We start from the raw sequence: 14,830 nt of genomic DNA on the forward strand, positions 1-14,830 counted from the left end.
AATGGCACATACGGCAGCGCAGTGGGAAGAGCGACGGTCTTGCCGGGCTGCGATCGTGGACCTTGGCTCCAATTCCGTGAGGATGGTGGTGTATGAGGGCGTGGCCCGCAACCCGGTCCCCATCTTCAACGAGAAGGCGACCCTGCGTCTGGGGGCAGGGCTGGAAGCCACGGGGATGCTGAGCGAGGAGGGCATCAGCCGTGCGCTGGAGGTCCTCGCCCGCTATCAGGCGATCGGTCAGGCCATGAAGGTGGAGCCGTTCGACGTTCTGGCCACCGCTGCCGTGAGGGATGCCCATAACGGAGCCGACTTCGTCAGGGAGGCCGTGTCCCGCATGCCGGAGGCCCGCTTCCGTGTCCTGAACGGGGAGGAGGAGGCCGACTATTCCGCAGCGGGTGTTCTCTGCGCCCTGCCGGAGGCTGACGGTGTCGTGGCGGACATTGGCGGGGGGTCGCTCGAGCTGATCCGGGTGAAGGATGGCGACTATTTCGAGGCCGGGACAACCCCGCTCGGGGTGATCCGGCTGCGGGAACGTTCGCAGGAAGACCTGGGAGAGGCCGGGAAGATCGCCAGAAAGACGCTGGCAGACGTGTCGTGGCTTGAAAGTGCGTCTGGCCGCCCGCTCTATCTGGTGGGGGGGGCCTTCCGTGCCCTGGCCCGGCTGCACATCGCCCGCATGGACTATCCCCTGAACATGGTCCACCTCTTCCGGCTGAGCCGGGAGGAGGCGGAGGACATGGCCGGATGGATCATCGGGGCCAGCCGCAAACAGCTGGAAAAGGTGGGCAACGTGCCCCGCAAGCGGATGGTCGATGCTCCCTTTGCCGCACAGGTCCTTCTGGCCCTTCTGGCCCAGACGAAAGCCCAGGAGGTTGTCTTCAGTGCGGAGGGGCTGCGTGAGGGCTGGTACATGCGGGAGGTTGCCGCCTCGGTTGCGGAAGAAGATCCGATGGAGGCCCTTGCCCGGGAGATGGCCGGGCGGCTGGGGCGCAATGCCTCCCTGGCCGAGCCGCTGATCACATGGGTGGCCCCGGTCTTCCTGACCGGGCTGGACTGGGTGGAGGATGCCTTCCTGGCGGCCCAGCTTCGGCTGGCCTGCATCATTTCTGATATCGGGTCGTACGATCATCCGCAGTACAGGGCCGAGCAGACATACCGGCGCATCCTGTACTGTCATGGTGTCGGTTTCTCTCATGAATCACGGGCGTTTCTCGCCCTTGTTCTGGCCGTGCGGTATGAGGTCAGTCGGGATGATCCGGTTCTTGAGCCGTCTCGCCGCCTGCTGGGCAAGGACCGCTATGAGGCTGCCGTACAGCTGGGGCTGGCCCTGCGTCTGGTCTATACGCTGTGCGCCGGTACGGATGTCCTGCTGGAAGGGACGCATCTTGCCATGAAGGATGACAAGCTGGTGCTCAGCCTGCATGGCAGCCGCCTGCGGTCTGGTGGCAGTGCCATTTCACGTCAGCTGGAACGTCTTGCCGAGGCTCTCGGCCTGAAACCTCTGCTGAGATGATGGAGAAGCGGGATCGGAGGGAAAGCGGCATCAGGCCTTGTGGCTGGTTTCCTGCCCGTCCTGCTCTTCTGGTGTTGTGGGTTCATGGGCTACAGAGCAGCCGCATCGCTCTTGCAGATCTGGCGGGTGCCTGAGCCTGTGGAAAACTTTCCCTAAAGCCGCCCGCCGTATCCCAGATCATATGCGGGTCGTCTGACGGCGGCGATGGTTTGTGGCCGCCTCATTCTGTATGAGCGGCCGTTGCGAACCATCAATCCTTATACGGGCGACGGCTGGCAGATGTTCCTGAGGGCATGCGTCACTTGAAACTGGGGCCTTCCGGTGATGCCGGTGCCAGTCAGTGCGGCTGGCGGAGCGGGGCCAGAAGGCGGTTCAGATAGTCCAGCTCGCTCTGGGGGCGGGTGCGGTCAGAGGCACGGCGTTGCAGCTCACGTTCGATGTCGTGGGCACGGTTGCGTTCATGATCCGGGATATGGGCGTCAGAATCAGGACTGTCATCCATTTTCCGGCCCAGAGGGTCCTGGTTGTCCGGCTGCTTTTCGTCCTCGTCGTGGCTGTCATCATCCTGTCCGCTGTTCGGGTCGTCATCCGGCGAGGCGGTTGTGGCCCCGTTCTGTTCATCCGGCGAGCTGGAGGCGGAGGGAGGAGGGATGAAGCCGAGATGCCCCTTGCTGCCCTTGCTGGCCTCGGACTGGTTCCGGCTCATGTCGTGGCGGGACTGTGAGAGGTCGTTCAGGACGGTCTGGATGTTTTTCACGCTCTCCTCGTCCTGACGGGTGGCCAGACTGGTCAGGACCAGTCCCATGTCCTTCTCGGCTTTCAGCAGGCTGGACATCTTCTTTTTCGTCAGCGTCTCACCACGGTGGTTGAGTGTTCTGGCCAGAAGGCGCAGGGCCTGCTGCGTGGCATGATCCTGCTGGCGGGCATCGGCGTGGCGCAGGACGGCGGCCTGATCCAGCTGTGCGGAGGCGGTGGAGGAGCCTCCGGTGGAAGGGGCCGCCATGCCAAGCTGGCTGAGCAGTTCTGCCGTGGACATCTGGGAAATGTCCTTGTGTCGGGTCTCCGTTTCTGGTGGCGGCTGTTCGGAGGCAAGCCGTTTCTGGGCATGGTTCAGCAGGTCCGTTTCCTGCCGGATGAGGTCCCGCAGGGCCAAACGCTGGGTCCGGGCTTCTGCCTGGGCCTTCATGGAGGCTGCCAGAGCCTGCATGTCGGGCAGGGTGGCCTGCCGCAGCTGTTCGGCCGGTTCCACCATCTCACGGAGATGGTCCAGAGCCTGTGCGGTCCGTCCTGCCAGTGCGTCGGACTGTACCTTGCCGGCTAGATGGACCCAGGGCATTCCCTTGCCACCGGGCATGGGCATGACCAGACCGTTCTGGCTGGCCTTCTGGAAGATGAAAGCCATGTGGCCGTCCAGAGCCGTTTTCAGTTCTTCCAGCTCGTCATGCAGTGTCTGCTGTTCGGCTGATGGTGGAGGGGCAGGCTGCTGCCCGAGGGCGATGAGGTGCAGGCGTATGGCGTTCTGCAGGGCACGCACATGCAGCATGGAGGCGGCGATGTCCCTGCCGGACTGCGCACGGTCTTCCGCATACAGGGCCATGAACCAGAGCTGGTCATTCAGGGCCGTGACGGGCATGGTGCCGGTGAGCTGTCGCTGAAGCAGGACAAGCGGCAGTGAAAGGTCGGTGGACAGGGGCAGTTCCGTCAGGAGGCCAAGCATGTGGGCGGCCTGTTTCCGGTCGTTCTGCCCTGTGGTGAGGTGAAGCCGCAGTTCAAGCAGGGCCCGGCTCAGCGGGTCATGGAACGGGCGGTGCCCCAGACGGAAGGTCTGGGCCTGGGAGCAGCCCTGCTTGCCGGACCCGCTGCGGGCGCAGAGGGTTCCGGCCACCTCAAGCCCGGCAAAGGGGCTGTCTGAAAGGTCGAGCCGTGTGTCCCCCTTGGCCTCTGCGGGCTGCTTTTCCAGAGGCAGGGGAATGGTCAGTTCATGGCCCTGGTCTGGCTGGCGGGAGGGCGGAATGATGGGCTGGAGCCGGACCTCCAGTTCAGCCACACCATGAGGCTGCGTCACGGACCAGGGAAAACTGGTGTGCCAGTCCTGATCTTTCGCACCTGCCTTTCCGGTCCAGCGGACATCAGGGGGCGTGTCGGCACTGATCTGCATGATCCAGCGGCCAAGCCTGCGCCCCCTGATCGACAGGGTGACTTTGCCACTTTTCCGCAGGGTGCTTTCAATCTGCCAGCCCCCATTTTGCAGCCGTGTCCTGCGTACATGGGACGTTCCATGCAGGGATGGCCGTCCGGCCGGAGCTTCCACTACGACATGGAGGAGGGCTCCCTCTGGTAGAGGGAGAGGGCTGGTGCTGCGGGCTGTCAGAAAGAGAGGTGGACCGGGGGCATAGGCGGGCCTGTCGACCCAGGCCTGCATGGCGGGGATGGGGGTGGCGTCATCATCCATGCCGGGGATGAAACCGGCCTTCAGCCGCAGGCCCGCCTGTGAACCGGCCAGACCGCCAAGGACGAAAAGGCAGAGCGTGAGCAGGATGGCCACGAGCCTGCCCGTCCAGTGCGTGAAGAGGCGGGGAGGCCGCAGATGGAGCGTTTCCAGGGACGTGAGGAGACGCTGCCTGTGGATGGTCCAGAGCTGTCCTTCCCGGTTTTTCTGGTCTTCCGAAAGTCCTTCGGGCAGGGCCGGACTGTCGGTCAGGGCAGCAAGCGGCGGGAAGCCCAGGCCGGAATCCCGCTCTATCCGCTGGTCGACCTGTTTCAGCGTGGGCTGTGGCAGGCGCAGGATGCGCCGGAAGGCCCAGCCCAGCACGCTGCCGAAGGTTGTCAGTTCCAGCAGGAAGTGCAGCCAGTCCGGCAGGGACTGGGGAAGGTGGAGCAGGGCCGCACAGCCCCACAGCCCTGCCAGCAGGACAGGCCAGCGGGCGTGATGCCAGCACTGCTCCATCCGCAGCCGACGGGCGGCCTGTCGCTTGAGACGGGCAAACCGGGGAGGAAGGAGGGCAGTTTTCACGATGTCAGGGGGTGGTCAGCCAGTCCGGGATGGTTTCCTGTGCGAGGAGTTCATCCAGGGTCTGGCGTCTGCGGATCAGGGCCTGCCGCTGCCCGTCGATCATGACCTGTGCGGCGAGGGGACGTGAGTTGTAGGTGGAACTCATGACGGTTCCGTAGGCTCCGGCATCCAAAAGGGCGATCAGATCACCTTTTTTCAGGGGGGGCAGATGACGCTGGCGGGCAAAGATGTCGCTGCTCTCACAGATGGGACCGACAACATCCACGACGTCCCCGCCCGTGGTGTCTTCCGGCGTGCGGAGGGGAAGGATGCCATGCCATGAATCATACATGGCGGGGCGCACCAGATCGTTCATCCCGGCATCAATGATGACGAAGCGGCGTGCGGCCTCCTTCACGTCGATGACACGGCCCAGAAGCACGCCAGAGGGGGCTGCCAGCCAGCGGCCCGGTTCCACATGAAGCCGCACGCCCAGATCGCCCAGCGTGTCGGCAATGACATCCGCCAGCATGGAGGGAGGAGGAGCCTGTTCGTCCCGATAGGGGATGCCGAGGCCGCCGCCGCAGTCAATGTCGGTGACGGACATCCCGTTTTCCCGCAGGGTGCGGACGAGTGCGGCAATCCGCTCATAGCCTTTGCGGAAAGGTCCTTCCGTCACCATCTGGCTGCCCAGATGGACGGCGAGGCCGACCAGCTCCACGCCGGGCATGTCCGTCATGGTTTTCCGGTAGAGGGCCGGGATGGCGTCATGGGCGATGCCGAACTTGTCCTCGGCCCGACCTGTCGTGATCTTGCTGTGTGTCTGGGCGTCAATGTCCGGATTGACACGGAAGGCGATGCGGGCACGCTGCTGCATCTTCCGTGCCAGGGCATCGAGCCGGTGCAGTTCTTCCACACTTTCGACATTGATCTGGCCGATCTGGTGACGGATGGCCAGTTCCAGCTCCTTGTCCGTCTTGCCGATGCCGGAGAAGACGATGTCCCGGGCCCTGATGCCAGCCGCAAGGGCACGGCGCAGCTCTCCGCCACTGACGACGTCGGCCCCGAAGCCACACTGCGCCAGAACGGTCAGACAGGCCTGATGATCCTGTGCCTTGACGGCAAAATGGCAGTGCACGGGCAGGTCCCTTGCCCTGAAGGCGTCCTGTAGTGCCCTGGCACGGCGGCGCAGCGTGTCGGCACTGATGACCCAGCAGGGCGTGTCATGCTGGGTGGCAAGGTCTGTCAGGGACGTGCCATCCATGACCAGCCCTCTGTCTCCCTCATAGGAGAGGTTGGGGTGGTTGTTCAGGAGGGTCTGGAGTGTCGGATCGGGACGTGTTGAAGTCATGCCCGCATGATTACAGATCGGCAGCAGAAATGGAAAGGTGCAACCGGTACGAAATGCGCCCGAGACCGGACATCTGACGATGCAGTTAAGCCCTGAAATGACCGCCGTAATGTTTTTCGGAAATCATGTGGTGCACCCGAGAGGACTCGAACCTCTAACCCCCAGATTCGTAGTCTGGTGCTCTATCCAATTGAGCTACGGGTGCGTGCCCGGATGACCGGGTAGAAAACAGCTGGTGCACCCGAGAGGACTCGAACCTCTAACCCCCAGATTCGTAGTCTGGTGCTCTATCCAATTGAGCTACGGGTGCGCCGTGTTGAGGAGGCTTCTATCCGGTCTGGGGCAGTGGTGCAACCCCGCCTGAGAAGTTTTTTTAAATATTTTCCAGCGGGATGCGTTCCGGGCGGTTTTCAGCGGCGGACCAGCGAAACATGGGCACGGCAGCGGGGGGAGGTGTAGGTTCCGCCAATGGCCGTGCCGACCGGGTAACCGTCAAAGGCCTGCCTGTAGGGGGTGCCGTTCATGCCCTTGTCGGTCAGGTCGGCCAGATAGTGCTGGTCGCCTTTCCTGTAGGTGCCCCGCAGGGTGGAGGAGGTCATGCCGGGGTTGAAGACGATCTCGTGCCCACGGATGCGGAGCGAGGACATTTCCTCCGTCGGGCAGGTGCCCTGTTCGGTGACGAGCCTGCCCATCCACAGGCCGTAAGGGTCGGTTGCCGGGTCGGGCAGGGAGGAGCAGGCTCCTAGGGCACAGAGGCTGAGAAGACAGGTGAGAAAGGCGGGACGCATGCACGGTTCCTGGAATGTAAGTTTGAAAATGCGGGCCGCCGCGGAAATCTTTGCCGGAAGGTAAAAACCGGTGGAGAATAAGGATGACGTTGGCGGTCGATCGTCCTATAGAGACTAGCACGAATTGAGCATTGTGCCATATCCAGCAGGCGAGGCCCGGAACTTGACGCAGAAAAACGCAGACACCCTTCAGCAGCTTGATGAAACCCTCCATGAAGACCGCATCCTGATTCTGGATTTCGGCAGCCAGGTGACCCAGCTGATCGCCCGTCGTGTGCGGGAAAGCGGGGTGTATTGCGAGATCTGGCCGTTCACTTCCCCGCTGGAGAAAATCCGTGAATTCAACCCACGCGGCATCATCCTTTCCGGCAGTCCGGCCAGCGTGCATGACGACAATGCGCCGACCCTGCCGGAAGGGCTGCTGGAGCTGAACCGCCCCATTCTGGGCATCTGCTACGGCCAGCAGGTTCTTTGCCATACGCTGGGCGGGCGTGTGGAAACCCATGACCATCGTGAATTTGGGCGTGCCTACATTGATGTCGCCGAGGAATGTGCGCTGTTCCACGGCCTCTGGGCACAGGGCGGGCGTGAGCAGGTCTGGATGAGCCACGGTGACCGTGTGGCGGCCCTGCCGCCGGGCTTCAGGGCCGTGGCCTATTCCGAGGGGGCACCGTTTGCCATCATCGCCAATGAGGAACGCCGCATCTATGGCGTGCAGTTCCATCCGGAGGTGGTGCATACGCCGCATGGGGCGGAGCTGATCCGCAACTTCACGCATGGTGTGGCAGGTTGTTCCGGCACGTGGACGATGGCCGGTTTCCGTGATCTGGAAATTGCCCGCATCCGCAAGCAGGTGGGTGATGGCAAGGTGATCTGCGGTCTTTCCGGTGGTGTGGACAGCTCCGTGGCGGCCAAGCTGATCCATGATGCCATCGGGGACCAGCTGACCTGCATCTTTGTCGATCCGGGCATCCTGCGTGCCGGTGAGGCTGACGAGGTGGTGAAGACCTTCCGTGACCGCTTCAACATCCGTCTGGTCCATCGTGATGCCTCCGACCTGTTCCTTGGCGAGCTGGCTGGAGTGACGGACCCGGAGGTGAAGCGCAAGACCATTGGCCGCCTTTTCATTGAAGTCTTTGAGCAGGAAGCCGCCAAGCTGGGCGGGGCGCAGTTCCTGGCGCAGGGCACGCTGTATCCGGATGTGATCGAGAGTGTCAGCTTCAATGGTGGCCCGTCCGTGACCATCAAGTCACACCATAATGTGGGCGGTCTGCCGGAACGGATGAACATGGAGCTGGTCGAGCCGTTGCGTGAGCTCTTCAAGGATGAGGTCCGTGCGCTGGGTCGTGAGATCGGTGTGCCGGAGCATATTGTCGGGCGGCATCCCTTCCCGGGGCCGGGACTGGCCATCCGCATTCCCGGTGACATCACCCGGGAGAAGCTGGATCTCCTGCGGAAGGTGGACAGCATCTATCTGGAGGAAATCCGCAGGGCTGGCCTGTATGATGAAATCTGGCAGGCTTTTGCGGTTCTCCTGCCTGTCCGCACGGTGGGCGTGATGGGTGACGACCGGACCTATGATCAGGCCTGCGCCCTGCGTGCCGTCACCAGCACGGACGGCATGACCGCCGAGGTCTATCCCTTCACCTTCGAGTTCCTCAACCGTGTCGCTGGCCGCATCGTGAACGAGGTACGTGGCATCAACCGTGTCACTTACGACATCACCTCAAAGCCCCCGGGCACGATCGAGTGGGAGTGAGATTTTTTACGGGGCCATAACATAGTGGCCCCGTAATGTGCAGGATTATTATCCAATGTGAACGAATGAAGAAAATTCTTCGTAAGTACTTTTGTTTTGACTCCGTGTCGAGTTAACCATGCGTCGGAACGTGACACAAGCCTCTTTGATTGATTCTGCTGATCTTAAACCACCTTTTAAGGCGTCTGTTAGATTGGGACAAAAGGGGATGGTGGGTTCTAGAATAAGTCTCCAGATTTCTTCGGCTTTTTTGGGGGAGGTTTTTACGCCGAAGCTAATTCGGAATTTGTTGGGTATTTTCTGATCCAGAATCGTTTCTAAACAACCACTGACTGCGGATGCAAGAAGATGGATTGAGCCTCTCTCTCTAAAATATTTAAGTACTTCCTCATCGGCCTCTACAAGCTCTTCTTCTTTTGCTTTATTTTGCAAGCTTTGTTTATAGTTTTCTAGACTCTTAATAAGAGTGTAGGCGCAGACAATATGGTCAGCGGAAGTTTTATCATTAAAAAATGTGCTATATAAATTATCCGAAACCCATATATCTGTCTTTTTATGGTATGCTACTTCAGGTTTATTATGGAAACTGGCCAAAGCTTGTCCTACGGTTGGTGAGCGAAGAAGATTGGGATTCCTTTTTATTACTTCTGATCCGCTGCCGCGCCTTCCTCCATTGTATTCAGCTTCTGGTATTTTTTTGAACTCCTCTTTGAGTCTCTTTTGTATGGAGTCTGTACTTCTAAAATCAGAGGCCTCGACAGTGTTTTGGCTATTGTTGTATTTAATTATGTCACGTATGATGTTTGATGTATTTCCCCCTGTTCTGTTTTTAACAAAACGGATTTGAACCCAAGCCTCTTGGGAAGGTGGTTCCTTCGAAGAACCGATTGCTCCTGTTGTTTGGGCTCCATTTACAATCGAGAGGCCAGAAACTACTATCTTATTCCCATCTATACGGAAATTGTTTGTTAATACGGTCAGTCCGTTATTGAAAGCCCAAAAATCTTCAGGGTTGCTTTTTATAGTATTTATAATACCTTGGTTTATATTCGACTCGCTTCTGCGCGATCCTAAGTAATCTCTCACATTTGCAGAAAACATGTTGGTTGTATATTTTTTGTATAATCTATGGAGTTCAGACGCTTGAATAGCTGTAGAGAAAGATTCCCAAGAGGGGCCGCTCATTGAATATCCCTCGCATACCTTTAAGCATATTTCTTCTTCCAGTAGAATGGGCGAGGATGTTGCTTTATAAAGTTCATGTATTTTATTTTTTCCAACTTCGGATACATCGACATTTATGTCATTTATTTTGTATAAATCATTTAATATGGCTCTTGCTGTATTCTCTACAACTCTGAGTTCATCTTTTACATTTTGAGATTCTGGCAGGTTATGGGTATACCAAATGTGGAATCTCTCAATATCGTTGTTTTTAAGTGCCGTCCTGAGTTCATTGGCCGCTGGCCTTAGTCTTTCAGGAACTTTATCGATGTGTTCCCCTAGAAGCCAGCCGAGTGCAGTGTTTAAATCTCCAGCTTTCTTGGCTGGTGCAGCACTTTTGGCTGTTTGGGCTTGATAACATTGCATGAGGATAGCATACTTGCCCTCCAAGTTAACATGTACGATATCACAGTTTTTATCATCGGGGCCGTCTACAAGGGAATCAGCGGCCAGAGTATCAAGGTCATCAAGACCAAAGCGCAACGAAAGTGCAAATAGACCTAAGCCGTTATCCCCGTACTTATGTAAATCGTCTCTCGCAGCGTAGGCGGTTTCCCAGCTTTTATTGGAGGGCATAAATTTGCTCCTGCTCCTGATTGTTTAAGATTGGTAATTTTCCTCTATCTGGTTGAAGAAAATTTTGACCTTTTTTAAGATTAGCGTTCTTTTGAAAGAAGTTACCACGCTTTTCTGGCAGGGCAGGGTTGCTGCCCGTGAGCGTATTTTTTGGACATGAGAGGGGGAATACGGCTTGCCCAAATGGCTGTCCCTTGGCAGGGATAAGGGGATGAGAGTACCTGTTTCCTTCATTCATATGTGGCTCGTGCGGGGTGTGCTGCCTGCGGCGGTCCTGCTTGCCGCCATGCCCGCCTGCAGGGCTGAAGCGGGACAGGATGAATCTCACAGGTCCCATCATTCCCATCATCATGCAAAATCGCATGAGCACGCCCATGCTTCAGGCAGGGGGCATGCTCATGAGTCGGCGGCCCGGCATGGTCGGGCGGCCCAGCACAGGGCTGCAGCGGATGCGGCCGCAGCGACGGGGGCGGCTAAGGCCGCCCAGCCTCCCGTGCCGGACAACGTCGGCACGGAGACGAAACTGCCGCTGCCCCGCTATGCCTCCATGCGGGCGGATCGTGTCTATATGCGGCGTGGCCCCGGTGAACGGTATCCGATCGACTGGGTGTATCACCGTCGTGGGTATCCGGTGCTGATCGAACGGGAATTTGGCGTCTGGCGTCTCGTGGAGGACCAGGACGGCCAGAAGGGATGGGTGCATCAGGTGACGCTGCATGGCAGCCGTTCCTTTATCATACCCGGTGCCCTGTCCTATGATGGGGATGCGTCTAAAGTTTCGACCACGGATCACGCTGATTCCCGCATCGTGGCATACATGCCCGTGGGAGCGGTGGCCCGGGGCCAGAATCATGACGTCCCTCTGATGAGTTCGGACAGGCCGGACCAGACGACCGTTGCCCTGCTGGAGCCGGGTACGGTCGGCAGGATCAAGGCCTGCCCGCAGGGCTCATCATGGTGTCATGTCACAGTCAGGGGCTATGACGGGTGGATCGAACGCCGCCTGTTATGGGGGGTGCAACCCGGTGAAATCATTCAGCCTGACTGAACAAATGAAAAGTCGAGGAATGTTATGACAGCCAACATCCATCATCGCCGCACTCGGATTGTTGCGACCCTCGGGCCGGCATCAGAAACCGCCGAGCAGATTCTCAACCTTGCCAAGATTGGTGTGAACGTTTTCCGCCTGAACTTCTCCCACGGTGCTCATGATGAACACGCTGCCCGTCATAAGGCCGTGCGTGAAGCTGAAGCGAAGCTGGGTCGCCCGCTGGCCGTTCTGGCCGACTTCCAGGGCCCGAAGCTGCGTGTTGGTGTCTTCAAGGATGGTCCTGTCCAGCTGAAGGTTGGCCAGAAATTCACGCTGGACCTGGACAAGGCCCCCGGTGATGCCCACCGTGTCAACCTGCCGCATCCGGAGATCATCGCCGCCGTTGATGTCGGCCACCGCCTCCTGCTGGATGACGGCAAGCTGGCCCTGCGTGTGACGAAGAAACACAAGGACTCTCTGGAGACGGAAGTCCTCGTGGGTGGCAAGCTCTCCGAGCGCAAGGGCGTGAATGTTCCTGACGTTGCCCTGCCGATCCCGGCCCTGACGGAGAAGGACCACAAGGACCTCCAGTTCGCCCTCTCCATCGGCGTGGACCTGATCGCCCTGTCCTTCGTCCAGCGTCCGGCGGACATCCAGGAAGCCCGTGACATCGTCAAGGGCCGTGCATGGATTGTCACCAAGCTGGAGAAGCCGCAGGCTGTCGAGTGCCTCGATGAGATCATCCGTCTTTCCGATGCGCTGATGGTGGCCCGTGGTGACCTGGGCGTCGAGCTGCCGGCCGAGGATGTGCCGGTCATCCAGAAGCGTGCCATCACCGAGGCCCGCCGTCAGGGCCGTCCGGTCATCGTGGCGACGCAGATGATGGAAAGCATGATCAGCAGCCCGGTTGCCACCCGTGCGGAAGTCTCCGACGTGGCAAATGCCGTCTATGACGGAGCAGATGCCGTCATGCTCTCCGCCGAGAGTGCTGCCGGTTCCTTCGGGCCGGAAGCCGTGGCCACGATGGCCCGTGTCACCGCCCGTGTGGAGCAGGACCCGGAATGGCGTGCCCGCATGGACCGTATGCGCCCGGTCTCCGAGCACACGATCCAGGGTGCACAGGCCAAGTCGGCCTTTGATGTGGCCCGCAACGCCCGTGCAGCCGCTCTGGCAGTGCATACGGAGAATGGCCGCAGTGCCGTGCTGGTTTCCCGTGAGCGTCCGCATGAGCCGATCGTGGCCCTGACGAACGAGACGACCTCCCGCCGCCTGTGCGTGGTCTGGGGCGTGTTCCCGAAGGTTGTTTCCAGCAAGGATGACGTGAAGGCCGTTGGTGAGTTCGCCAAGGGTGGTGAGCATGTTGTCCTGCTCGACAGCTCCAAGAACCTGCGCATCGTCAAGGCCTGATCCTTCGCTGATGCGTCTCCTGCTTCCCGGATGGTTCCGGCCGTCCGGGAGGGGGGAAGAAAAAAGAAGAAGCCCGGCAGACTGATCACCTGCCGGGCTTCTTCCGTATGGGGTGAAAGGCTGCGGATCAGGCCTGCCGGTTTTCCAGCAGACTCTGCCGGATGCGGCGGCCCCGCCGGATGCGTTCCGTGATGGCCTCGGAATCTCCGCTGCGGATGGCTTCGACCATGAGGTGGGCATCTTTCTCGAAACGCTCGAACGTGGCGAGCAGAACATCCCTGTTCGTCAGGAAGATGTCCCGCCACATGGTCGGGTCGGAGGCGGCGATGCGGGTGAAGTCCCGGAAGCCTGAAGCGGCATATTCCAGAACGTCCCCACGGAGGTCGGCAGAAAGCCGGTCTGCCGTGTCGCAGATGGTGAAGGCCAGCAGATGGGGCAGGTGACTGACCATGGCGCAGACCTGGTCATGATACTGGTCGGTAATCTGCCGGGTGCGGGCACCGCACCGCTGCCAGAACCGTTCCATCAGGCTCACGGCCTCAGGGGCGGTGCCTTCCGGGGGGACGAGAAGGGTCCAGCGGTCTTCAAACAGGGTGGCGAAGCCGGCATCCGGTCCGGAATATTCCGTTCCGGCCATGGGATGCGCCGGGACATAGCTGACCCCATCCGGCAGGAGGGCACCGATGTCCGGCCCCAGAGTGCCACGGACGGAGGCGACATCACTCAGGATGCTGCCCGGTTTCATGGCGGGAAGGATGCTGGTGGCGACGGGCCGGATGGCCCCCGTCGGGATGCAGAGGATGACGGCGTCGGACCGGGCCGCCGCTTCCTGCAGGGCGGTGGTGGTCTCGTCGGCAATGGCGAGGTCTTCCACCCGGTGCAGGACGTCCGGTGAATGGTCGGCCGCAATGAGATGGCGGGCCAGAGTACCGGTCTGCCGGGCACGGCGGAGGATGGAAGAGCCGATCAGTCCGGGACCGATGATGGTCAGCGTGTCGAAAAGAGGGGCATCAGCCATGACGGGTTTTCAGTCCATGAGGAGAGGATGAGGGGTCAGGAACGGCGCAGCTGCCGGAATTCATAGACCTGCCAGAGCAGCAGGACGGGAATGCCGATGACAATATCCCGTCCCCGCCGCAGAAGGGAGATGCTGATGGAAATGTCGGCACTGATGCCAAAAAGCTGGCCCAGGGCGACATAGCCTGCCTCCTGCACCCCCAGTGCACCGGGAACCAGAAATCCGGCGGACATGATGCCACACACGGCTCCCTCAATGGCCAGGGCGTTGAAGAAGGAACAGTGCGCTCCCAGCAGGATGAGCGAGAGCCATGTCAGCAGGGCACTGCCGAACCAGCAGAGGAGATGCAGCCCGGCCCCGAGGCCGATGCGGACGGGCTGGTCCCAGAGGCTTTCGATATAGACCTGAAAGTTCTCGCTGTTGTCGGCCAGGGCATCGTGCCAGTCGGCAGAGATGTGCCGGGCCAGGAAACGGGCCAGAGCCTGAAGGGCGTTGCCGCTGCGCTGCTGTGTCCAGATGAACCCGGCCATGCCGATGCTCAGCAGGACGATGCCTATGGTCAGGGGCCAGATGAAGCGTCCGGCATCAGCCTGGCCGACGAGGCAGAGAAGGGCGATGATGATGAAGGCGAGCTGGCCGAGCACTTCCGTCGTGATGTCGACGATGTTGGCGGCGATGCCTTCCGTCCAGCTGATGGGCTGTCCGTTCGTGGTGTGGCGGGCGTTGCCAGCCGTGGTGGCCCGTATGCCGATGAGCATTCCCCCAAGCTGGGAGAATGGCAGGCAGGCTGCGGCGGCATCCCGCACGAAACGGGAAAAGGTGAGACGCAGGAAGCTGATGTCGGCGATGCTGCTCTTCCAGGCCACACCCAGCAGGATGTTGACGGCAAGCTGGCAGACGATCAGCAGGATGAAGCCGTCAAGCCCGATCTTGGCCAGAGAGACCAGAATCGGATGGATGCCCGTGCGCAGCGTGAGAAAACAGAAGAGGACGACACCTGTCAGTGAAAGGATGAAGGGGAGTAGTTTTTTCAAGAGTGCCGCCATGTGTCTGTTCTGGTTTCTGCCCTTCTAGGCTACTCTGTGGCAGACGTCCAATGTCGGGGCTTTGCCAGCTGCGGCAGGGGCTATTATACCCGTCAGGTTGATGCAGCGAGGCAGGAAAGGGCGGAA

The 14,830-nt window shown here is 60.0% G+C and carries 10 protein-coding genes and 2 tRNA genes; 4 read left to right on the top strand and 8 right to left on the bottom strand.

Translation table 11 applies throughout. The annotated features are described in order from the left end of the window. The first annotated feature begins 1 nt into the window (after position 1). Complete coding sequence (locus CPA56_RS02180) at positions 2–1,513, top strand: Ppx/GppA family phosphatase (protein WP_182040383.1); 1,512 nt, start codon at positions 2–4, stop codon at positions 1,511–1,513. 337 nt (positions 1,514–1,850) lie between these two features. Here CPA56_RS02180 and CPA56_RS02185 read toward each other — a convergent pair whose 3' ends face one another. The 5 genes from CPA56_RS02185 to CPA56_RS02205 form a co-directional block, all read right to left on the bottom strand. Further along, positions 1,851–4,526 carry a DUF4175 family protein gene (locus tag CPA56_RS02185; protein ID WP_182040384.1) on the bottom strand — a complete coding sequence of 892 codons (2,676 nt, stop codon included), beginning with the start codon at positions 4,524–4,526 and terminating at the stop codon, positions 1,851–1,853. Positions 4,527–4,530: 4 nt separating this feature from the next. Continuing rightward, complete coding sequence (gene lysA / locus CPA56_RS02190) at positions 4,531–5,856, bottom strand: diaminopimelate decarboxylase (protein ID WP_182040385.1); 1,326 nt, start codon at positions 5,854–5,856, stop codon at positions 4,531–4,533. A 128-nt stretch (positions 5,857–5,984) separates the two neighbouring features. After that, a tRNA-Arg gene (locus CPA56_RS02195) sits at positions 5,985–6,061 on the bottom strand. 28 nt (positions 6,062–6,089) lie between these two features. Continuing rightward, positions 6,090–6,166 (bottom strand) — tRNA-Arg (locus tag CPA56_RS02200). Positions 6,167–6,266: 100 nt separating this feature from the next. Next, positions 6,267–6,644 carry a hypothetical protein gene (locus CPA56_RS02205; protein WP_182040386.1) on the bottom strand — a complete coding sequence of 126 codons (378 nt, stop codon included), beginning with the start codon at positions 6,642–6,644 and terminating at the stop codon, positions 6,267–6,269. 163 nt (positions 6,645–6,807) lie between these two features. On the opposite strand from CPA56_RS02205, the gene guaA reads away from it, so the two are divergent. Beyond that, positions 6,808–8,403, top strand: coding sequence for a glutamine-hydrolyzing GMP synthase (gene guaA, locus CPA56_RS02210; protein WP_182040387.1), 1,596 nt, complete (start codon positions 6,808–6,810; stop codon positions 8,401–8,403). A 48-nt stretch (positions 8,404–8,451) separates the two neighbouring features. On the opposite strand, the gene CPA56_RS02215 is transcribed toward guaA, so the two are convergent. Continuing rightward, entirely contained in the window at positions 8,452–10,203 is a 1,752-nt protein-coding gene (locus CPA56_RS02215; protein ID WP_182040388.1) for an AIPR family protein, read from the bottom strand. A 211-nt stretch (positions 10,204–10,414) separates the two neighbouring features. Here CPA56_RS02215 and CPA56_RS02220 point away from each other — a divergent pair, with 211 nt between their 5' ends. Further along, on the top strand, positions 10,415–11,251 hold the full coding sequence (locus tag CPA56_RS02220; protein ID WP_182040389.1) for an SH3 domain-containing protein: 837 nt from the start codon (positions 10,415–10,417) through the stop codon (positions 11,249–11,251). A 24-nt stretch (positions 11,252–11,275) separates the two neighbouring features. Continuing rightward, entirely contained in the window at positions 11,276–12,640 is a 1,365-nt protein-coding gene (gene pyk, locus CPA56_RS02225) for a pyruvate kinase (protein ID WP_182040390.1), read from the top strand. Positions 12,641–12,767: 127 nt separating this feature from the next. Here the strand turns inward: pyk and CPA56_RS02230 are convergent, their stop codons facing one another. Further along, positions 12,768–13,658: a prephenate dehydrogenase/arogenate dehydrogenase family protein gene (locus tag CPA56_RS02230; RefSeq protein ID WP_182040391.1), complete on the bottom strand. Its 891-nt coding sequence runs from the start codon at positions 13,656–13,658 to the stop codon at positions 12,768–12,770. Positions 13,659–13,693: 35 nt separating this feature from the next. After that, positions 13,694–14,704, bottom strand: a complete 1,011-nt coding sequence (locus CPA56_RS02235) for a lysylphosphatidylglycerol synthase domain-containing protein (protein ID WP_182040392.1) — start codon at positions 14,702–14,704, stop codon at positions 13,694–13,696. Positions 14,705–14,830: the final 126 nt, after the last annotated feature.

Source organism: Bombella mellum, from assembly GCF_014048465.1.
Taxonomy (GTDB): Bacteria; Pseudomonadota; Alphaproteobacteria; order Acetobacterales; family Acetobacteraceae; genus Bombella; species Bombella mellum.

Bases quoted from the DNA above. Each gene is read 5' to 3' on its own strand.
- CPA56_RS02180 (WP_182040383.1), top strand. From the start codon at position 2: ATGGCACATACGGCAGCGCAGTGGGAAGAGCGACGGTCTTGCCGGGCT.
- lysA (WP_182040385.1), bottom strand. From the start codon at position 5,856: ATGACTTCAACACGTCCCGATCCGACACTCCAGACCCTCCTGAACAAC.
- CPA56_RS02205 (WP_182040386.1), bottom strand. From the start codon at position 6,644: ATGCGTCCCGCCTTTCTCACCTGTCTTCTCAGCCTCTGTGCCCTAGGA.
- CPA56_RS02215 (WP_182040388.1), bottom strand. From the start codon at position 10,203: ATGCCCTCCAATAAAAGCTGGGAAACCGCCTACGCTGCGAGAGACGAT.
- CPA56_RS02220 (WP_182040389.1), top strand. From the start codon at position 10,415: ATGAGAGTACCTGTTTCCTTCATTCATATGTGGCTCGTGCGGGGTGTG.
- pyk (WP_182040390.1), top strand. From the start codon at position 11,276: ATGACAGCCAACATCCATCATCGCCGCACTCGGATTGTTGCGACCCTC.
- CPA56_RS02230 (WP_182040391.1), bottom strand. From the start codon at position 13,658: ATGGCTGATGCCCCTCTTTTCGACACGCTGACCATCATCGGTCCCGGA.
- CPA56_RS02235 (WP_182040392.1), bottom strand. From the start codon at position 14,704: ATGGCGGCACTCTTGAAAAAACTACTCCCCTTCATCCTTTCACTGACA.